The sequence below is a fragment of the Aquimarina sp. U1-2 genome (genome assembly GCF_017897595.1).
GTDB lineage: Bacteria > Bacteroidota > Bacteroidia > Flavobacteriales > Flavobacteriaceae > Aquimarina.
The window spans coordinates 463,132-482,111 of record NZ_JAGKIK010000002.1; the positions used below are offsets into that span (position 1 = coordinate 463,132).

General features: G+C 36.4%; 21 protein-coding genes. 7 read left to right on the forward strand and 14 right to left on the reverse strand.

All coding sequences use genetic code 11. From position 1 onward, the window contains the following. Window positions 1-310 precede the first annotated feature (310 nt). Window positions 311-820: an SRPBCC family protein gene (locus J8281_RS04905; protein ID WP_210196471.1), complete on the reverse strand. Its 510-nt coding sequence runs from the start codon at window positions 818-820 to the stop codon at window positions 311-313. Between the two features lie 137 nt (window positions 821-957). On the opposite strand from J8281_RS04905, the gene J8281_RS04910 reads away from it, so the two are divergent. From J8281_RS04910 to J8281_RS19805, 4 genes are all read left to right on the forward strand, one after another. Further along, a complete protein-coding gene (locus J8281_RS04910; protein ID WP_210196472.1) occupies window positions 958-1,836 on the forward strand; it encodes an RNA polymerase sigma factor in 879 nt (292 codons plus the stop codon). Then, on the forward strand, window positions 1,836-2,357 hold the full coding sequence (locus J8281_RS04915; RefSeq protein WP_210196473.1) for a DinB family protein: 522 nt from the start codon (window positions 1,836-1,838) through the stop codon (window positions 2,355-2,357). The genes J8281_RS04910 and J8281_RS04915 overlap by 1 nt, the downstream gene beginning before the upstream one ends. A 169-nt stretch (window positions 2,358-2,526) precedes the next feature. Then, entirely contained in the window at window positions 2,527-3,030 is a 504-nt protein-coding gene (locus tag J8281_RS04920) for an SRPBCC family protein (protein ID WP_210196474.1), read from the forward strand. A gap of 28 nt (window positions 3,031-3,058) precedes the next feature. Continuing rightward, the gene (locus J8281_RS19805; protein ID WP_256437872.1) at window positions 3,059-3,193 is read left to right on the forward strand and encodes a hypothetical protein; all 135 of its coding nucleotides are present in this window, start codon (window positions 3,059-3,061) and stop codon (window positions 3,191-3,193) included. Window positions 3,194-3,245: 52 nt separating this feature from the next. Here the strand turns inward: J8281_RS19805 and J8281_RS04925 are convergent, their stop codons facing one another. The 7 genes from J8281_RS04925 to J8281_RS04955 all read right to left on the reverse strand — a co-directional run bounded on the left by J8281_RS04925 (window position 3,246) and on the right by J8281_RS04955 (window position 8,473). Then, complete coding sequence (locus tag J8281_RS04925; protein WP_210196475.1) at window positions 3,246-3,857, reverse strand: hypothetical protein; 612 nt, start codon at window positions 3,855-3,857, stop codon at window positions 3,246-3,248. After that, window positions 3,857-4,705, reverse strand: coding sequence for a DUF5694 domain-containing protein (locus tag J8281_RS04930; protein ID WP_246848971.1), 849 nt, complete (start codon window positions 4,703-4,705; stop codon window positions 3,857-3,859). The genes J8281_RS04925 and J8281_RS04930 overlap by 1 nt, the downstream gene beginning before the upstream one ends. Window positions 4,706-5,403: 698 nt before the next feature. After that, window positions 5,404-5,721: a hypothetical protein gene (locus J8281_RS04935; RefSeq protein ID WP_210196476.1), complete on the reverse strand. Its 318-nt coding sequence runs from the start codon at window positions 5,719-5,721 to the stop codon at window positions 5,404-5,406. Beyond that, window positions 5,718-6,296, reverse strand: coding sequence for an RNA polymerase sigma factor (locus J8281_RS04940; RefSeq protein ID WP_246848972.1), 579 nt, complete (start codon window positions 6,294-6,296; stop codon window positions 5,718-5,720). Before J8281_RS04940 ends, J8281_RS04935 begins: the two co-directional genes overlap by 4 nt. After that, window positions 6,286-6,618 carry a DUF6249 domain-containing protein gene (locus tag J8281_RS04945; RefSeq protein WP_210196477.1) on the reverse strand — a complete coding sequence of 111 codons (333 nt, stop codon included), beginning with the start codon at window positions 6,616-6,618 and terminating at the stop codon, window positions 6,286-6,288. Before J8281_RS04945 ends, J8281_RS04940 begins: the two co-directional genes overlap by 11 nt. A gap of 18 nt (window positions 6,619-6,636) precedes the next feature. Beyond that, a complete protein-coding gene (locus J8281_RS04950) occupies window positions 6,637-7,758 on the reverse strand; it encodes a serine hydrolase (RefSeq protein WP_246848973.1) in 1,122 nt (373 codons plus the stop codon). Between the two features lie 178 nt (window positions 7,759-7,936). Continuing rightward, entirely contained in the window at window positions 7,937-8,473 is a 537-nt protein-coding gene (locus J8281_RS04955; RefSeq protein WP_210196478.1) for an FAD-dependent oxidoreductase, read from the reverse strand. 166 nt (window positions 8,474-8,639) lie between these two features. Here J8281_RS04955 and J8281_RS04960 point away from each other — a divergent pair, with 166 nt between their 5' ends. Further along, window positions 8,640-9,545, forward strand: a complete 906-nt coding sequence (locus J8281_RS04960) for an AraC family transcriptional regulator (protein ID WP_210196479.1) — start codon at window positions 8,640-8,642, stop codon at window positions 9,543-9,545. Between the two features lie 101 nt (window positions 9,546-9,646). Continuing rightward, window positions 9,647-10,414 carry an SDR family NAD(P)-dependent oxidoreductase gene (locus J8281_RS04965; protein WP_210196480.1) on the forward strand — a complete coding sequence of 256 codons (768 nt, stop codon included), beginning with the start codon at window positions 9,647-9,649 and terminating at the stop codon, window positions 10,412-10,414. A 327-nt stretch (window positions 10,415-10,741) separates the two neighbouring features. Here the strand turns inward: J8281_RS04965 and J8281_RS04970 are convergent, their stop codons facing one another. The 6 genes from J8281_RS04970 to J8281_RS04995 form a co-directional block, all read right to left on the reverse strand. Continuing rightward, on the reverse strand, window positions 10,742-11,713 hold the full coding sequence (locus tag J8281_RS04970; RefSeq protein WP_210196481.1) for an SDR family NAD(P)-dependent oxidoreductase: 972 nt from the start codon (window positions 11,711-11,713) through the stop codon (window positions 10,742-10,744). Between the two features lie 37 nt (window positions 11,714-11,750). Next, entirely contained in the window at window positions 11,751-12,665 is a 915-nt protein-coding gene (locus J8281_RS04975; protein ID WP_210196482.1) for an aldo/keto reductase, read from the reverse strand. A gap of 102 nt (window positions 12,666-12,767) precedes the next feature. Continuing rightward, window positions 12,768-13,682 (reverse strand): AraC family transcriptional regulator, encoded by a 915-nt coding sequence (locus J8281_RS04980; RefSeq protein WP_210196483.1) that lies wholly within the window; start codon window positions 13,680-13,682, stop codon window positions 12,768-12,770. A gap of 349 nt (window positions 13,683-14,031) precedes the next feature. Next, window positions 14,032-15,168 (reverse strand): serine hydrolase, encoded by a 1,137-nt coding sequence (locus tag J8281_RS04985; protein WP_210196484.1) that lies wholly within the window; start codon window positions 15,166-15,168, stop codon window positions 14,032-14,034. A gap of 1,711 nt (window positions 15,169-16,879) precedes the next feature. Next, a complete protein-coding gene (locus J8281_RS04990; RefSeq protein WP_210196485.1) occupies window positions 16,880-17,536 on the reverse strand; it encodes a cysteine hydrolase in 657 nt (218 codons plus the stop codon). 56 nt (window positions 17,537-17,592) lie between these two features. Beyond that, window positions 17,593-18,189 (reverse strand): Crp/Fnr family transcriptional regulator, encoded by a 597-nt coding sequence (locus J8281_RS04995; protein WP_210196486.1) that lies wholly within the window; start codon window positions 18,187-18,189, stop codon window positions 17,593-17,595. Between the two features lie 303 nt (window positions 18,190-18,492). Here J8281_RS04995 and J8281_RS05000 point away from each other — a divergent pair. Next, window positions 18,493-18,980: hypothetical protein (locus J8281_RS05000; RefSeq protein WP_210196487.1), on the forward strand; the 488-nt coding region annotated here is incomplete at its 3' end.

Consider the following 18,980-nt stretch of genomic DNA (forward strand, 5'->3'; position numbering starts at 1 on the left):
CGAAACCTATTTAATGAATACGAGAAGTTCTCGACTGCTCTCGACCGGACATGTGGTAAGATTTTAAATTAATGAAAAACAATGTTTATTATAATTAAAAACCTTATGTATTTATCTACTGACCTCTATTTCTATTTTTCAGTTGTCAGACCTGCCTACTTAGCGGCTGGTAGGCGGATAGAATCGCCACATAATCATATTTGTGAGTATCATTACAATCGTTATGGCTTATTTCACAGTATTTTTTAATTTAAAAAGAGGTCGCGCTATAAAAACGACCTCTTAAAACACTTTAAACGAGGGTTAGCTACTATTTTGAGGCTGCCTGAGCAATATTGACCATCATTTCGGTACTGGCTTGGTTCAAGAAACCATTAAATTGTTCCTCGGTCATCTGTGGGTTCTTCATGAACTTATCGTATGATGATGTCCATACAATCATCGATTTTTGATATCCTAAATCAACGACTTTAAAGTTATTGACCATACCCGCTGCAGGAATACCTTCTACAACGGCATAAGTATAGGTGCGGTTTGTGTCATCATAAGCAAGGATATTCTCTTTGAATTTTCCCTGACCGTCTGGAGCGGTACATATTCTACTTCCGCCAACACCTTTAGGTCCTTTAAATTCTACCTTGGCAACAAAGCTTGAAATTTCATCGATGTTGTCCAGTTTACGCAGTTCGTACCAAACGTCATCTGCTGAAGCTTCTATTACCTTTGTTAGTGTAATATTTGCATCAGCATTTTGTGCATTGGCTTGGTTAAAGCCAAATACTACGAGCGCAATTACTATTGCATTTCTTAGTGTTTTCATTGTTGAATATTTTTAAAGATTATACCCCTTAGATCCATTAAAGAAACCGATGTGACAACTTTGTCAAAAAAAAAATATATTATATCAAAGTTGTCACACATTAAAAAATAATGTATCTAAGTAAAAAAGATCAGACTATGAACAATCCATTCCTTAAAGAATATAAAAGTGATAAAACCGATGCCCAATTGGTTAAAGAAGCTCAAGCTGGTGATAAAAAATCTTTGGAAACGCTGATACTAAAACATCAGCCTTATATCTACAATATCGCATGGAAAATGGTTCGTCATCCCTCAGATGCAGAGGATTTGACCCAAGAGGCAACCATTAAGATCGTTACAAATCTATCGAAGTTTGAAGGCAAAAGCTCTTTTCGAACTTGGGCTTACAGAATTGTGGTGAATCATTTTTTGGTGTCCAAACGTCGACCTAACGAATCAGTATTCGAAAGTTTTGATAAGATGGCTCAAGGACTTGAGATGACACCAGATCATCCGCTTAACGAAATGGAACAGAAAGAGAATAAAGAGTTTATCAAAGAAATGAACTATAGCTGTATGAGCGGTATGCTGTTATGCCTTACCCGAGACCAACGCTTGGTGTACATCTTGGGCGAAATGTTCAATGCAGACCATACACTGGGTTCTGAGATTCTAAAGATTTCGAAAGACAACTTTAGGCAGAAACTTTCACGAGCGCGAAAGGATATCTTCAATTTTATGAACGATAAGTGTGGGCTTGTCAATAAGGCAAATCCTTGTCGCTGCCATAAAAAGGTCACCTTTGCACTCAACAATAAAATTATTGATAGCAAGAACTTACTCTTTAACCATAGTGAGTATTCCAACTTCAAGAAGGAGATAAAAGATGATGCAGATGAGATGATGGATATTATTGACGAAAAGTACGCAGAGCTATACGGCAGGTTGCCTTATAAAAAGGATTTTGACAAAAAGACCTTTCTCGAGGACATCGTAAATGATGACCATATCAAAAACCTGATGAAGCTCAACTAATGAAAATTTTACAATCAATCACAGCAATTATAACGCTTTTGCTTTCATCCTGTACGCCTATGACCGCACAACAAAGTAGTTTTAAAAAAGAATATTTAAAAAAGTTAGAGAACAGCCTTCGGTATTCTATAAAGGTGGCCGAAGCAATGCCATCAGAAGATTTTGATTTTAAGCCCACAGCCGATGTTAGAACCTTTGGCGAACAGCTCGTACATATTGGTGAAGCGATGGCCTATATAGGTAAATCTGCTATTAAATTTGATAAAATCAAATCACCCAAAAACGCTAATGATAAAACTGCGGTAATTACTTATCTAACAGCCCAATTTCATTCTTTACACAATGCAATGACTGCAAAAGAAGCTACTTTTTTTGAAGAAACTACCTCGTTTTGGGCAGGTAATATGACGCGCAGGAACATTTTAGAAATTGTCTTTACCCATACAGCGCACCACAGGGCCCAAGCCATCGTACACCTGCGAATGAAAGGAAAAAAGCCACCAGAATTTATTGCTTGGTGATACTAATTGTCAACGTATTTGTAGCAAAGAATCCTGAACGAAAGTTTGGGATTTTTTAGTAGAAGTTGTCACAGGTTTTCCAATTGTGAATCTAAGTGATAAATGCTTTATTAGCGAACGTTGAGTACATATTTGTGTACGCTTTCGCGGAAGCGAAATTATCAGAACAATGAAAATCAATAAGACCCTTAAAATTAAAGCACCAGTCCAAAAGGTTTGGGACGTGCTATACACCAATTATGGCGATGCTTGTAACTGGGCAAGTACCGTAAATGAATCTAAAGAACGCGAAGTTTTTGGCAGCGATTACATAGGCAGAACGTGCTCTACCGTATTTGGCGAGGTAAGCGAAATCATAGATCGTGCCGATGCCGAAAAAATGGAACTACAGTACCATCTGGATGACACTCCGTTCATAATGAAAGCCGCAACTGCAAAGTGGAAAGTCAAGCCTTTGAGCATCGATACTTCTACAGTAACAATAGACTTAGATGTCACTTTCGCAACGCTACCCGGCTTTTTGATGGGTTGGATGATAAAACCGAAGATGCGAAAGGATATTTACACTACAATGGAAGATTTGAAATATTACATCGAGACCGGTAAGCAGTCTGAAGCCAAAATCAAATCTGACAAAAAATACTTCAAAAAGAAAGATAAACAAGTCGCATAACGAATAGAATACAAATAAAAATATAGAAATGAAAAAAACGATTAAAACGATAGCAGCTTCAGTCCTAATCGGGCTAATAAGCACCAATGTGTCTGCTCAAGTCATAGGATACAGGCAGGATTGCCCTTTTCCGTTTATACTTCAACATAAAAAGCAACCATAGTTATGGCTATAATTGAGTTTTCTTTCTTGTCTAAACAAAAAATGACTGCTTTTTATTCAAGCACCTTTAATGCCTCATCAAGTCGGTAGACCAGTGCTTTTTCTTGAGACTTTAACTCTGTAACTAACTGCTGCATAATCGCAACCGTTTCATGAATAAGTTCTCGTCTGTGGGTTTCACGCTGTGTTATCATTCTAATAAATGTATTAATGGTTTTATTTACCATTTTTTGTTGGCTATAGGCTTCAAACAAAACCTGAGCTTTGTCAAAACTGATTCTACTGGAGATATCTTCTTGTTCTGCGGTTTGCCAGGCAATATCCTTAAAAATTTCTTGAGAAATTCCTCTTGGGATAATGTCATTGTCCCAAATTACAAATCTTGATCCTCTAAAAAATTTACTTTCTAAAGAATCGCTATCTGTGATCTCCAGCTTTTTTATAACTTCTGAATGATAATTGACTAATCTTTGTGCTGACTTCCGGTTATTTTCAAGTTCACTTTTGATGTTTTTCAGAATACTGATCGTTCGCTTTTCTTCCTGCGCCTCATTTTGACATTGGTTGATAAAAAGGGCAAATAGTACGCTGAACACGATAAGGATTGATTCTGAAAGAAACCTTTTAAAATTAGAGAAGTTTATTTTTTTCAGACCTTTTCCCATTAATCTAAATATTGAAACGTATCGACCATCTCATACTTAGGGCTTCTTTCAAAAAACTCTCTGAGGAACGCCGTATGACTACCTCCAGAAAGGATAAACACCCTATCGTCATTAGTCATCGGTATTCTGTTCAGGTTAGAATAAATACGTAGATTTCTCTGGTAGTATTTGGCGGCTTCGTCTGCGCCTTCAAAATTACCTTCAGTTCCTGCATAAGCCAATATATCTGCATTAACCACAATAAGAAAATCCAAGAATTTTGGATGATTCATTAATTTTAGTTTTTCTAAGAGATTGAGGGAATCCATATCTGCGTCAATTTCTGGATGATCTTTAAAAGGATTTTCATAATAATTATTTACCGTGATGGAATCAATTTCATTTTCAATTTCTCTTGCTATTCTGTAGTTGTAACTCATTTTGTGGTCAATCCCGTAGATTTTTTTTAAGCCGTTCATTTGAGCTAGCGGAAATGCCACCAAGCCAATCTCACCATACCAGGATACAGGCTCAGAAGGATTTTTCAAGAATTTTTTATACTCATTTTGAAGTATGGAATCTTTCTCAGTTGGATATTCAACACAGATGATTGTTGGTTTAAATTTGCTAATCATTTCAGCAATTCTTTTTGCATCTTGTTGATTTTTCCTATCGTTTTCATCAAATTCGGTAGAATTTGCATCAGATGTCTTTCCCATGTGAAAAGTCGCAAAATTCAAAACCGGGATTTTACTTGAAATCGTGTCTGATTTTGATTGAGATGGATTTTCAGATTCTTTAATGGGTTTGTTTCCCTCTACACAAGAGAAGAATACTGTAATTATAATAAGGGTCAGGATGTTTTTCATAGCTTTCAATTATTAATGTTGAATTTTTTAAACTCTATATATCACTATACTATTTGGTTATTAATCAAAACCACGTTGTCACAAATTTAGATCCTGTAATTTTCTAACAAATTCATCATCACCGGTCAACTTGAGAAAATCGTCGTGTAGGTTAAAAACCCTCAATACCTTGAATAAGAACCTACAGACACCGCAGAGTCCTCTTTTTCAATTCTGTAAGGTGAGTTTCTATAAATGCCTCTGCGTTCAGAAACCTGTATAGTAGCAAGTTTTCTTCTACATGCCGGCTTGCTATTTTTACCCACTTTTTTAATTAATTTTTGACATTTGGATACTAGAATTGCCTTTTAAGAATCAGTATTGTTGCACATTTACATCAAATTTATCAAAAATGTTGATAATGCACATCGTTTTAATGGTTTTCATTTAAGTAAATACTGATTACACCTCTTCATATATTCGCTAAAATTAGCTTTCAAATCTGCACCTGGATATTGTCTATGGTGATTCGAGTATTGGGTTATAAAAATGGAATGAGGCTATCTGTATCGAGTGATTGCTCTCGAGTTGCCAGAGTATTATTTTTCTACCAAGCGATTGGTTTTCTGATAAAAAAGCAGATAGGCTCAAGACTTTTTGTAATGAAGAGCAACGCGCAACTTAAGGTACTATGCTGAGCGGGTTTTAGCACTCTATAATTACTTGAAATCTGCTAGATTGCGTTGTTTACTTAAACCCAAAACGTAATTCAGCCCGAGCAAAACCATCAGCGCCCAAAGTAACGGCACGATTGGATTAAAGTCGGGGATGTAGTTTTTTGAAAGACCATAGAACAGAAATCCTGAAATCACCGTAAACGCTACAAAACCAAGTATTATTTGATGCAAGGGCCATAACTTTATTGATGATCTGGTCGAACATTCGGCTTCTAGTTTGGTCAATACATTATCGGTGAAATCAGCTTTCGTTTTTACCTTACTTTTCTTTATTATTTTTTTGATGTCGTTTTCATTCATAACAAATGTTTTGTTTCGTCGCCAAGCAGTTGCCTAAGTTGTTCTTCAAGATTTTTTCGTCCGCGGTGTAAATCCACCCTTATTTTTGATGCTTTGAACTTTGTGATGGCCTCAATCTCTTTCAGGCTCATTTCACAAAGGTAAAACAGTCGCAATACTAAAGCTTCATCTGTTTTTAACTGTTGCATTCCTTTTTGGATATATGCTTTTTGATCCTCAAATGTAAGCTTATCACTCCCTTCAGGTGAAGTCGTGTGATCGAATGGTTTTTCATTTTCTTCAATGGGAACAGTATTTCGTTGTCTTTTTAGTTCGTTGTAGCAGGTATTGACCACTATCTTATACATCCAAGTCGAAAATTTTGACCTAAATTTAAAAGTTCCTATTTTTTTATACACTTTGATAAACACATCTTGTAGTATGTCTTCTGCTAAGTGTTCATCCTTTATGATTGAAATGGCCAAAGACAAAGATTTATCCTTATACAAATCCACCAAAATACGGAAGGCCTGCATATCGCCATTCTGCACTTGATGAACAAGTTCACTGTCTTTATCTGCTACATTATCTACCAATCTTTTCGTCTAATAGATGTGCAACAATAAGACCAAAGCCACCAAATAGAACAATTGTTCCCCAGATGAGTAGGTCTGTCGTATCTTCGTTGAGTTCAAATAGTGTAAATACTGAAGACACCAACAAGCCAATACCCAAGCCAATTAAAATGCCTCCAATATGCATCAATCTAGTTTTTGTAAAGGTTTTGGGTGCCTGTATTCCATTTTCTGCCATCACCTTTCTAATGAGATAGGTATAACGGGCTAGGATAAAAATTACCGTGGTGATTAAGACAAAAAATGCTATCCCAAAAATCACTTCTTGTGTTGTCGTATTCATATTTTTTTATTTTAATTTCTAAAATACAGGTCCAATGATCGTATTCAAAGCCTGGATAAATGGTATTGCTTTATTACTATTTGTAAAGAAAACAATTCCAAATTTCTTTTCGGGCAACACCATCATATAAGATTGAAAATCGTGATTGTTCCCAGTATGCATGTGCATCATTCCGTATTTGGTGGGTTTTTGCGCCATTCCCAAGCCCCAGCCAGTTTGTCCTATTTCTTGTTTTAAAGGGTTTTCTTCCTTAAAACGGGTATGTTCCTTTAGCATCTCGTTGAATGTTTCCTTTGCTAGTCCTTTACGTCGAAGCAAAGCCACCAAAAATTGTGCATATTCTTTTGCTTCGCTATGCAAACTCGAAAACGCATTGAAGGTCTTTCCACTCCATCCGCCATAAGATGGGTTGTTTTGGGTGGGATTTCCTTCTTTATCGTGGCCAAAGGCTTTGTGCTCAGCCAAATATTTGTCCCACACAAAAGAACTATGTGGCATATTTAATGGTTCAGTTACTTCTTTTTGAAAAAGTTTGTTTAAATCGCTTTTAATGTCTAGGCCATTTTGTTTTGCAATTACGGCTGCCAAATACTGAAATGCTTCACCAGAATAGAGAAAATCTGTTCCAGGTCTGAAAGGTAACTTAATAGCTTCGCCATTAGAATGGTTCGGAAAACCAGTTTGGTGCGACAACACCAATCGTGCGGTTATCAACTTATAATCCTCTTTTGAATTCTCTGCGATACCGGGATGTGGTAGATACTTATAAAGTGGTTTGTCAAGGTCGAGTTTGCCCTTTTCTACCATTTTCATGACGAAATAGGCGAAGATAGGTTTGCTAAGAGATGCCCCTTCAAAAATGGTTCGTTCATCGACTGGCTCTTTTGTTTCAGAATTGATTATACCAAACGTATTGTGGTACATCAATTCTGAATCGTTCACGATTGCAATAGATATCCCTGGCATATTGACTGCTTTAATGATGCTATCGATTTTTCTGTCTAATTGGGAGGTAGAAATCGTTTTTCCGTCAACCGCATTTATTGTTTTTTGGTTCGGCTGACTACAGCTACTTGAACAAAAAGATGTCAGCAATGATAGCATTACTAAGGGTTTGAATATTGATTTTGATTGAATCATCTTGAAAAAATTTAATATGAATTAATTGTTTTTTGAGTACTCACATAGTTTGGACAAGATGACTTTGAAAAATGTTACAAAAATTGAAAAGATAGCTTGAGAATGAAGTGTTTCTTCCCAGCCTTATCTAGACGGGCTATTAGGATGAAAGGCTAAAATTAGGGATTTTGTCTAAGAATTACATAGTGAAGCACTTTACCCTATTAGCACGACCTATTTTGCTGAGTGGGTAGGTGGCTTTCAATACTTTTTTTCCTGTGGCAAGGGCTTCTTTTTCACTCATTCCAACACGACCCAATGGTGGGTCGGTAAACAGACCATAAATAGGGATGCGTTTGGAAATTGCTCTTTCGCCACCAAAAAGATGGTCTAAAACAATCTCGGCATCATTAACCGAGGTATGGGTAAAAGCACCTTCGCCATTAACGTCACCCAACGCAACGACGCCATCTACGCTGGTACGGCAATAATCATCTACCTGTATATATCCTCTGCTATTGGATTTAATGCTAGTATTTTCTAACCCAATGCTGTCGCTATTCGGTAATCGGCCTATGGCGACCAACAAATCAGAACCTTCAATGTTCTGTTCGCTTCCATCTTTTTCAATAGTAAGCGCTATTCCGTTATCTGTTCTCGAAACCGCTTTCGCAGAAGCGCCAAAAAGTATATTAATACCTTCATCTTCAAGAATATCTTTGATCGCACTAGCCACATCTTCGTCTTCTCGCTACCATTGTAGGGATTCTTAAACCGAAGCATCGGCGGTATCAAGTCTTTACTATTTGAACGAAGTATTTTACGATCTTATCTTTGTGTAATATTGTTCAATTAAGTTCTTAACTTAAAGTCAAGACGTAATAGTTTTATTACCTTTGAATATGATCAAGATCAAGTCTTACGATTCGCTATCAGCACTTTATGACGAGAATGATGTAGCGCAACGCATTGAGCAGGATATTGATTTTACCATACACAAAATGCAAGAGGTACACACAAAACCTGTGCAATCACCTGTGTTTAGGGCCAACTATTTTTCGTTTCTCCTTATAAAAAATGGCAAAAGCTACTACACGATCGATAGCCATAAATTTAATGTGGGACCCAACACGCTGTATTTTACCAATCCCGGGCATCTAAAATCCTTTGAAATCAAAGAAGTCGTTCACGGGTATATTCTGACTACCACCGAACGCTTCCTTAAAGAAAACCTTAATAATGATGTTTTTAGCGAGTTTGAGTTTTTACTGTCTGAAACTGTACCTCCCACCACTTTGACGCCTGCCCAAACTGAACAGCTATCTAATTTTTGTGAACAAATAGAAACGGCTTATAAAAGCAATTCGCAGCTTCAAAAGAAGATTTTGAGTTCACTGTTCGTGGTATTCCTACTTAATATTAAGGAAATCCTAATGGCTAATGAAAAGTTTGTTCTTGAATTAGACCGTGATAGTGAAATCGTTAATCAGTTTAAAAAGAATGTGGAAAAAGCATTCAGGTCTGGAGTCAAAAGTCAGGAAGATATAAAGGTTTCCGCTTTCGCGAAAGCGCAATCTTTGCATCCGGCCTATTTTTCTACAGTTATAAAAACTAAAACTGGGCAAACTGCTAGTTACTGGATTCAAAAGAAATTGTTGGAAGAGTCAAAAGCGCTCCTAATAAATACCTCCCAACCCATAAAAAGTATTGCCTACAAGTTAGGGTATAGTGAGCCTACGCACTTTACAAAATTCTTCAAAAAGGCCACTCAAATGACACCTAAACAGTATAAAAAGGCGCATTCTTAAAAATCCGCCAGTTTTCCTAAAAATCACACCTTTTTTGAGGCTACTTCTGTTTGCATCTTTGTATCAAACAAAAAATAAATAGAATTTAAAACAATAAAATTATGGAAACTTCAAAAAACAACATTGCATTGGTAACTGGTGGAAGCCGAGGATTAGGAAAAGATATGGCACTTCGTATTGCAGAACGAGGAAACGACGTCATTATCACATATCATTCAAACGAAGGTGCTGCCAAAGAAGTGGTGTCGGAAATCAAGGCCAAGGGCCAAAAGGCAGTTGCACTTCAGCTGGCCGTTGAAAAAAGTATGTCGTTCGACAGCTTTAAAAATGATATTGTCAATTTATTAAAGACAACATTTGAAAGAGACTCTTTTGACTACCTGGTCAATAACGCAGGTATCGGAACACATGCGATGATTGCCGAAACCACGACAGACCAGTTTGACCAACTCTTTAATATCCACCTTAAGGGGCCTTACTTCCTCACGCAAACCTTACTGCCTTTGATAGCCGATAACGGTGGCATCGTAAATGTATCTACCGGTCTTGCCCGGTTTGCCTTACCTGGTTATAGCGCCTATGCCTCAATGAAAGGTGGTATGGAAGTATTTACCAAGTACCTGGCCAAAGAGCTTGGTAGCCGTGGCATAAACGCAAATATCATCGCACCGGGTGCCATTGCCACCGATTTTGGTGGTGGTGTGGTACGAGACAACGAAGAAGTGAACAATTTCATAAGCTCTACCATTGCCCTTGGCCGTGTGGGTGAAGCCAATGACATTGGTGGCGTGGTCGCTTTCTTATGTAGTGATGATGCCAGCTGGATCAATGCGCAACGTATCGAGATTTCTGGTGGTCAAAGTATATAATAAACAAATCAAACAAATCGTTTAGAAAACCAACCTAATAGGATGTTATGAGGTTGGTTTTTTGATTTTACGATTTTCTTGAAGTCAGGAATATTATGTTCACGACAAGTTATGATAGAAACATTATGATGGATTAATCAATTCTAATTTTTCCATGTTCTTTTCAACTTCGTTTAGAGTCACCTTAATTTTTACTCTCCAGATAAAAATCGATGTGCCACAGAAATCACGACTAAACCTTCGCCACTGCTTAGGCAATAAGTTAAACAAGAATACGTCGTTTTGAGCATTTGTAAGTGCTTAAAGACGACGTATTTCTTAAAAAAACTACGCGATGCTTCTCGCCAGAGAGCCATAACTGATGTCAAACACTTCTCCTGTGACTTTAGTCGTGACTTCAGAAGTGAATAGCATAATTGCTTTGGCCACGTCTTCTGGTTCAAGATGCCCTACGGGAAGAGGATTGCCCGGTTTTAAAGACTCTGAAATACTTTCAAAAGTAGCCGTAGGATTGTTAGGTGCCATTTTGCCCATAACGTAAGGATTATCGGCTAGTGGGGTGTGAACCAGTCCTGGTGCCACCACATTACAGGTAATATTATCCTTTCCATATGATAATGCCGCACTTTTTGCAAAACCAATGATGGCCCATTTGGTCGAAGCATATACTGGGAACAGCTCATTACCCATTCTACCTAGAGCAGATGATAGAAAAACCATTCTTCCAGATTTTTGACGTTTCATAATAGGTGCCACTGCCTGAGTGGTTTTTATGATTCCGGCAACATTGATATCATAAACGACATCGATTTCCTCGGCACTAAAATCTTCGATGGCACCCACTTGGGTGACTCCTGCATTTGCAATAAGATAATCGAGACTACCAAAAGTATCTACCGTCTTTTGCACTGCGCTCTTGAGGTCATCCAGTTTTCTAACATCACCTTTGATGGCTAAGCATTTCACATGTAATGATTCTATTTTCGCTTTCGCGGAAGCGAGATCACGCTCACTTGATAAAGCGTAACCTACGTGTGGCACCTTTTTGGTTGCGATATCAAACAGAACGATGTTTGCGCCTGCTTTGGCAAATTCTTCTGCCGTTGCTAAACCAATACCTCTGGCACCACCGGTAATAAATGCTGTTTTGCCTGACAATGGTGCCAGTATTGAATTGTTTGCGCTTTCCTGAGCAAATACACTACTTGCGCCTAGCATTGTCGACGCAGCTACGGCCGTAGCACCTAAGGCGCCCTTTTTTAAAATATCTCTTCGACTCATTTTTTCTGTATTTTTCATAATATCATGTGTTAAAGTTTTAATTATTCAGACTAACTTATTGCAATGAAGGTGCAGATTCCATTGGGTTTAAGCCATTGGCTGCCCAGGCGAAAGGTTGATTTTTGTTCAGTGCATTCAATCGTTGCATCTGGTTATCAGGAATGCTGAAATCAAATACTTCAATATTTTGTCGTATTCTCTCTGGTTTACTGCTTCTTGTTAGAATACCATAACCTTTTTGTAAACCCCATCTGTAGAGTAATTTGGCTTCAGAAACGTTCAAATCATTTGCCACTTCATTAATGACAGATTGTTCCTCTTGCTTTTTCTCGGCCAGTACTTCACCACCTTGTCCTTCAGCCGTTCTCCATGTAGATAGTGGTGCTAAGGAACTATAGGCCACTGGCTCGATATTATGCTGATTTAGAAATTGGGCCAGTTCTGGTCGAGCACAAAGCGGGTGAAACTCAATCTGATTAATTTCTGGTTTTTCCAGACCGGCATCCAGAATTTCATTGATGGCCTCTTCATTGTAATTAGATACGCCAATGTGTTTGGCTAATCCTTGCTTTTTCATCTCAATCAGAGCTTTCCATTGTTCCAGTCTAAGAGAAGCGAGTGGTGCGTGTATGAGATACAGGTCTACATAGTTAGCCTGAAGTTCTTTCAATTGGTTCTTAAGCGTTTCGATTGTTGCCTCATAAGTCTTTTCTTGAACACCCCATTGTGTGTTCCCGGGAAACAATTTGGTTGTAAGGAAAATTTCTTTTCTTGGGATACCAGACTTTTTAATGGCATTACCAGTTCCTTTCTCATTTTTATAGCCTTCAGCAGAATCAATGTGTCTATACCCCGCTTTTAAAGCTTCTGTTACGCTTGTCTCTGCTTCTTCTGTTGATAATTGGTACGTGCCAAAGCCAACTAATGGCATATTAATTCCATTTCTTGATGTAGTTTTTAAATCAGTCATTTTTTTTCGTTTTTATTGTTTGTAATTATTTGATACAAAGATGCTAAGGAACGAAGGTTGTTAACGAACCCTGTTCAAACGAAAACTGACCAATTTCAAAGATTATATACTTTGGTGGGCTTTTCTGAAAGCTCTTGGGGATACATCTGTATTCTTTTTGAAGAATCTACTGAAATGCGTTGGCTCACTATAACCTAATAAATAAGATATTTCTTTTAGTGATAAAGAAGAATCGACCAAAAGAGATTTAGCTGTAGAAAGTGTACGTTGGGAAATCCAGTTGCTCAACGTTCTGCCTGTTTTACTTTTCAGAACGGAATTGAGATAATTAGGATGTAGATTCAGTTGTTCGGCAAAGTATTGGGCTTGCAACTGTATTTGGCCTTGCTTTTTGCTTTTTATTTTTTTGAACTCAGACTCTATTAATTTTTTGAAAGATTTTACAATTCTTGAATGCTGTTCTCCTTCAAGAAGCGGATTATAGTTTGCCCAGAAGCGTTCTTTGATTTTTATCAGTAGTACCAAAATCATATTACCCACAATCTTATTTTTGTATTTTGAATTGGTATTAAACTCTAAATCGATTTGTCTAAAAAGAAGTTCAAACTCTTCAAATTCGCTATCCGTTTGCGTATTTGGCGGTACGATTTCTGCTAAAAGAAAAGGAAATTCTTCGTAAATCTGCGGGTGGACATTTTCTACGAGAAACTTTTCAGTCAACATAATGATTTGAGCCTTTTCAGAAGTGAATAATTCGTAGGACTTTATATGTCCTGGATTGGTGAAGTAGATTGATTGGTCGCCAAATGGAAACCTATTGTCGTCCAAATTATAAACTCCAGAGCCTTTTTTTGTAATAATAATTGAGAAATATTCGGCTCTTAAGACAGGCGATTTAAATGGTATTTCAGGATGAATATTAGGTACGTTTAGAATTGTGAAATCTATAGGATTTGTTGTAGACATACCTAAGGTATGGTATAAGTCTGTGATGCTATGTGGAATAATTTTGTTCAAGATTCTTTTGAATGTAAAAATTTAAAATAACATAAATTTTGGAAATAATGCTTTTAGATATCCGATTCTTTTATCTTTTGTTGGATTATCTAAGATTGACAAAGATGAATCTCGTTAAGAATGTATTCTATTGTATGTGCGAAGAGATTCGAATTCTCAAACTTCGTGGCACCAGATCTACTAGCTGGATTATAACAATAGTTAAGAAAAACTAATACACCTTATCCAATCGACTACTTATTATGGTTCTAGAAAATACTTGGTTTTGCAACAGTTTCAAGCCGTAATACCTGCCCGCCTTTTTCTAAATAAAATGGCGAGCGGGGATTTTCTAATGTATAAAGCGGGTTCAATTTCCATTTGGTTGTCTAAACGCAATTTCTGCTAATCTTGTAACGTCATTGGCTATTGCATCCCAGACTTCTTCTGCCGGAAAACTTGAACGACTGGTAAAAAGGGTGAACGATACACCTATGTCAGACCAATTCTCGTGTTGTGCATTGAACCCAGTGGCGTCATCACCACCTGCCTCACCAGAACGTAATCCGTAGGGTCCTTCGCCGGCGAAACGTTCACTAAACTTTTCTAGGGCAGCATTTCCCAGAACATCGCCTTTAAAAACTGCATTGAACCATTTTTCTATATCTTCAGTTGTGGATAATAACCCACCATTTCCTCTTAATGTCCAGGATGGACCATCTTGTAACCAATCAAGGTCGAGTGGCGTACCAACAGCAGTGTTGTTTACGTATCCAACAGCCAAATCATCTAATTGCCAATTGGGAAGGCGGTACCCAATACTAGTTGTACCGGCAGGTTCTAACACTAAGGTTCTCATTACTTGTTCAAATGATTGCCCTGTAGCTTCCTCTACAATGATTCCTAATAATGAGTATCCAGGATTGGAATAAGCTTCCTGGGAACCTGGTTGAAAACTAAGTGTGTAGCTATTAAGCCTACTAATTGCTCCCTGCTTAGTTAACAATTCATAATCATCACCTAAATATTCTGGTAATCCAGAACGGTGGTCTAAAAGATGCTCGATGGTCGCAGTACTTAGGTTCGAAGAAATACCAGAAACATATTGTCCTACGGTATCTGATAAATTTAATTCGCCTTGTTCTTCTAATTTTAGAATGGTTGCTGCTGTGATAGCTTTGGTCAATGATCCAATATCAAAGCCAGTGGTGGTCTGCATAGATTCGTTTGCTGCTCTATTTCTCATTCCGTAAGCCAAATGCAAAATAATCGTGTCCCTAAATGTTAGCTTTGCCACGCCATAAAGACCAGCTTCTACTTTGTTATTTAATTTAGAAACGATGTTTCTTATAGCTTCATCTTTGGCTGTCTGTAGGTCTGCATCGGCTGTTAGCGGTTGGTAAGAATCATCATCGTTTTGACATCCTGAAAGTGTTGAAGAACATACTAAAATAGCTATTACCGTTCTTATAATTCTATTTAAAAAGAGATTCGTGTTTCTATTCATTACTTTTAGATTTATAGGTTTAAATTTTAGTAATTATTTGATAATAAATTAATTATACAATAGAGAACATAGGTAACCGCTATGCTCTCACATTAAAAATTTTAAACATTCCTTTTAGTGAAGAAATTTTTAAAATTTTATTATTATTCGTTTCATCTAAAATATTTGAATTTTTACTCAATGAAGTATTCAAGTGGTTTGAAAAAAGAATGAAATAGGTTTTAGAACTAGCGTATGGGAAGGGCTATTTAATTTATTGTAAGCTTGTAATCGCTTTTTAATTTTACCGCAAACGGCATTTATATAGTATTCTATAAAAAACTTAGTTTAAGTGATACACGATACGATTCAGATTTATACTAAGCTAAATGTAAATATATTGCTTTTGTTTTTCTGTTGTAAACGCCAAGCTTTATATCCAGGGGACTTGGTAAATATTTATAGACCTTTTATTTTCCTGAAAAGAATCCGATAGAATTTGTATTACAAGTTGCTTGTTATCTATTTGTTAAAATTTTAGCTCTGTGGTGAATACAAAATGAACTCCGATTTTTTGTAACCCTAATAGCAAGGGATACTAACCTTCGACATTAATTTTTTGAACGATTTTTACACTTACAGACATACTTAATCTAATTTTGGTTGCAAAAGTCAAATCAGGTACCACATAGGTTCAATATTTTTGATTTTTTGCCTGAAGATTCATTTCCAAACTATTTGTGTTCATTTAGTGCTAATCCCTAATTTTAACATGATAACACTTTAAATTGAGTATTTTGCCGAATTAAATACTCGCAAGCTAAACACGCAAAATACTTCAATCAAAAAACTATGGCATAAAGCCATTGCTCATATCGCATTTCTCTGTATTCTGGGAGGCAGTGCTTCACTACAATAACCATGAAAAACCACAAGTTGTCGAGAACTATTTTTCAAGCCTCGGTTTTAAAGATTTTGCTCTAAAAATAAATGAGAAGACTATGCAGAATAATTGGGGTTTGCAATTTTTAAATTAGGCAACCCAAAAGAAACTAATAAAATTTTGACAACATTTTATGAAAATAAAGATGGCCTGCTTTCCAAAGAGAGCTATGATTTTATTTGGAATACATCGAAAGGAACCAAAACTGGAAAAAACAGATTAAGAGGGTAATTCCATGAAGGAACAATTGTTGCACACAAAACGGGCTGGACAGGTAAGCATAAAGAAAAAGGCATCACTGTAGCCGTAAACGATATTGGAATTGTTTTTTTGCGGAATGGAAAACATCTTTTAATAAGTGTTTTTGTGACTCATTCGAAAGAGGATTTTATAACCAATGAAAAGATAATATCTGATATTTCTAAAGCAACTTGGGACTATTTTATTAATAATTAGCAAGAACAAATACCTCACTCGGTACTTTCCACTAAATTTCGCGAAAAACTCTATTCCGGTAAAAGAGCTTCCTTACATAAGTTTTGGGTATGTCTGTTGTTATACTAAACATCCAGTCTATTAATTTCTGAACTAATAGTTCATGATAAAAATCACCATAATATAAACAATCAACCACGCTTTCAACCAAATCCATCATAAAAATCAAGGTTGATTCCCGATAATGTTATTTGAAATGATGCAAGTAGTGATCGTAGCAAAAGCAATACGTTTTTTAATGACTAGAACAAGAACCGACGCTTAAATCTCAATGAAAATTATTTTAATCGGTTTTTATTTCATCTTTGTAAGAAGTTGTTTAGAATCCAAGGAGAAAATACGCTCTTCAATCTTTTTTTGTTTCCTTTTTGAGCTTGTTGCTGTAGCATCTGTAATCATCACACAGTTATACCCTTTCGACTTTAAACTTTTAATTGTTGCCTCTACGCATTGGTCGGTTATAAAACCGCCGACCAAAAGATTATCATAACCTTTTACCAAGCTAAAAAGGTCACTGCCTTCAGTTGCATCAAACCCTGTTCTTCCGTTGGCGACAATGTCATTTTCCTTTTTTATACCCTCCGTAAATTCCGCTTTCCAGGTATTTGCAGTAAACGCACCCATAAGTTTAGGTGCAAAGGGCATTTTCTTATATTCTTCTTTATTGCTTTTGTCAAGAACTAACGGTGCATGTATTACAGTATACCCTTTTTGTCTTGCAGAGTCCAGAAATTTAATGGTTCTTGGTACAATGTTATTTTCCCTCAGCGGTTTACGAATTAAACGGTTGAGGAAGTTACCTTTCTGTGTCCACGTTTTTTGGAATTCAATTACAACTATCGCCGTATTTAAATTGTTGAAAATTGAGTCTTGTTCTTTTTGCTGTGATTGTGCTGATATGCCGTTTGTAATCAATGCCATAATAAATAAGAATTTTATTTTTTGTATCATCTTTATATAGTTTGTACAAAATTCTTATGAATCACGGTAATTTTCATTTACATATGTTAATGGCTCATTTTTTTTCTTATTCGGCTTAATTGAACAGGAGAGACACCTAAATAACTTGCAATATGATAATGAGGAATACGTTCCTGTAAATCTGGATAGTCTTTTAGAAAGAGCTGGTAGTTATCCAAAGCACTATTCGTAAGCAGATTAATTTCCCTTTGTTGTTTTTTTCCGAAGTAATCCAATAAAAGGTTATTAAGTATTAGTGACAAATGTTTATGGGTTTTAAGCAGCGTTTCAAAGGTGGCAAAAGGGATGTAGATATACTTAATTTCGGATAGTGCCTGTATATTAACCTCACTAGGCATTTTTGGTTCAATACTAGCCATTAAGAAATCGTGTTTCCCAAAGAAGTATTTTGTAAAATCAGAACCTTTATTTGTCGTGATATAAATTCTTCCTATACCTTTTTGAACAAAGGCAAACTCTCTATTATACTGGCCTTTTTTTGAGAAACATTCGCCTTTTTGAAGACTTTTTTCATTTAAGTTATTCTTGATATCTGCCCAGCATTGCGGTGTTAACATTCCAAAGCTTTGAAGTTGTATCTTGAGTTGCTCTATTGACGGATTTATTTCATTCGTTATTGACATTTTTAAAATATAAATTAGATGACAAAGGTAGAAATAAGTGTCCTTTTAAGTTTGCTTCATTATTATTATTAAAGATTACATCTTCCATTTTTAAGCCAGAATCTGTGGCTACATCTGCTTGATGAACCAAATACGTCTCAGGCTGAAGCCGAGGTAAGCTATTCAACAGAATATTTGGACTAAACAGCTAAATGAAAGAAAAGTTGATAGGTGGTGGTTGGATATAGAAATTAATTTGATATTTATTTTTATCTATTCTAAATAAAAATAAACATTATATTTGCTTTTTCATAAAACCAAAAAATGAACAAAATCATTACTATTTTAGCAGTATTGCTAACCTTTATAGCCTGTTCAGACTATGACGAACAGGATTTCACCGTGTTACTACCTGATGCAGGTACCGACCAAATTATATTTACTGATGAAGTTGGTACTACCATCCAGTTAAACGGCAACAACTCTTCTGATGTGAATAATATCGGTTTTGAGTATGAATGGTCAATCCTAACCACTCCTGAAGGTGCAAATGGTGTCTTAAGCGATCCAGGAATCGCTACGCCTACGTTAGAAATACCTAATGAAGCTTCTGGTCGCTACGAGTTATCTCTTCGTATTTTTAGAGGTAACCAGACCGCTCAAGATTTTGTAAATATTGATGTGAATCCTGCTATTGCACAGGTATTATTTGTAAATGCCATAGACAGTGATATCACAGCCTCTTTAGCGATACCTTCTATAAATATCATAGGGAACACTGTGCAGCCCAGGTCGGTAGACGACACGTATTA

What these genes read in the sequence shown, in the direction of transcription:
- J8281_RS04905 (WP_210196471.1), bottom strand. Translation starts at nt 820, where the DNA reads ATGAAAACACTAAGAAATGCAATAGTAATTGCGCTCGTAGTATTTGGC.
- J8281_RS04910 (WP_210196472.1), top strand. Translation starts at nt 958, where the DNA reads ATGAACAATCCATTCCTTAAAGAATATAAAAGTGATAAAACCGATGCC.
- J8281_RS04915 (WP_210196473.1), top strand. Translation starts at nt 1,836, where the DNA reads ATGAAAATTTTACAATCAATCACAGCAATTATAACGCTTTTGCTTTCA.
- J8281_RS04920 (WP_210196474.1), top strand. Translation starts at nt 2,527, where the DNA reads ATGAAAATCAATAAGACCCTTAAAATTAAAGCACCAGTCCAAAAGGTT.
- J8281_RS19805 (WP_256437872.1), top strand. Translation starts at nt 3,059, where the DNA reads ATGAAAAAAACGATTAAAACGATAGCAGCTTCAGTCCTAATCGGGCTA.
- J8281_RS04925 (WP_210196475.1), bottom strand. Translation starts at nt 3,857, where the DNA reads ATGGGAAAAGGTCTGAAAAAAATAAACTTCTCTAATTTTAAAAGGTTT.
- J8281_RS04930 (WP_246848971.1), bottom strand. Translation starts at nt 4,705, where the DNA reads ATGAAAAACATCCTGACCCTTATTATAATTACAGTATTCTTCTCTTGT.
- J8281_RS04935 (WP_210196476.1), bottom strand. Translation starts at nt 5,721, where the DNA reads ATGAATGAAAACGACATCAAAAAAATAATAAAGAAAAGTAAGGTAAAA.
- J8281_RS04945 (WP_210196477.1), bottom strand. Translation starts at nt 6,618, where the DNA reads ATGAATACGACAACACAAGAAGTGATTTTTGGGATAGCATTTTTTGTC.
- J8281_RS04950 (WP_246848973.1), bottom strand. Translation starts at nt 7,758, where the DNA reads ATGATTCAATCAAAATCAATATTCAAACCCTTAGTAATGCTATCATTG.
- J8281_RS04960 (WP_210196479.1), top strand. Translation starts at nt 8,640, where the DNA reads ATGATCAAGATCAAGTCTTACGATTCGCTATCAGCACTTTATGACGAG.
- J8281_RS04965 (WP_210196480.1), top strand. Translation starts at nt 9,647, where the DNA reads ATGGAAACTTCAAAAAACAACATTGCATTGGTAACTGGTGGAAGCCGA.
- J8281_RS04970 (WP_210196481.1), bottom strand. Translation starts at nt 11,713, where the DNA reads ATGAAAAATACAGAAAAAATGAGTCGAAGAGATATTTTAAAAAAGGGC.
- J8281_RS04975 (WP_210196482.1), bottom strand. Translation starts at nt 12,665, where the DNA reads ATGACTGATTTAAAAACTACATCAAGAAATGGAATTAATATGCCATTA.
- J8281_RS04985 (WP_210196484.1), bottom strand. Translation starts at nt 15,168, where the DNA reads ATGAATAGAAACACGAATCTCTTTTTAAATAGAATTATAAGAACGGTA.
- J8281_RS04990 (WP_210196485.1), bottom strand. Translation starts at nt 17,536, where the DNA reads ATGATACAAAAAATAAAATTCTTATTTATTATGGCATTGATTACAAAC.
- J8281_RS04995 (WP_210196486.1), bottom strand. Translation starts at nt 18,189, where the DNA reads ATGTCAATAACGAATGAAATAAATCCGTCAATAGAGCAACTCAAGATA.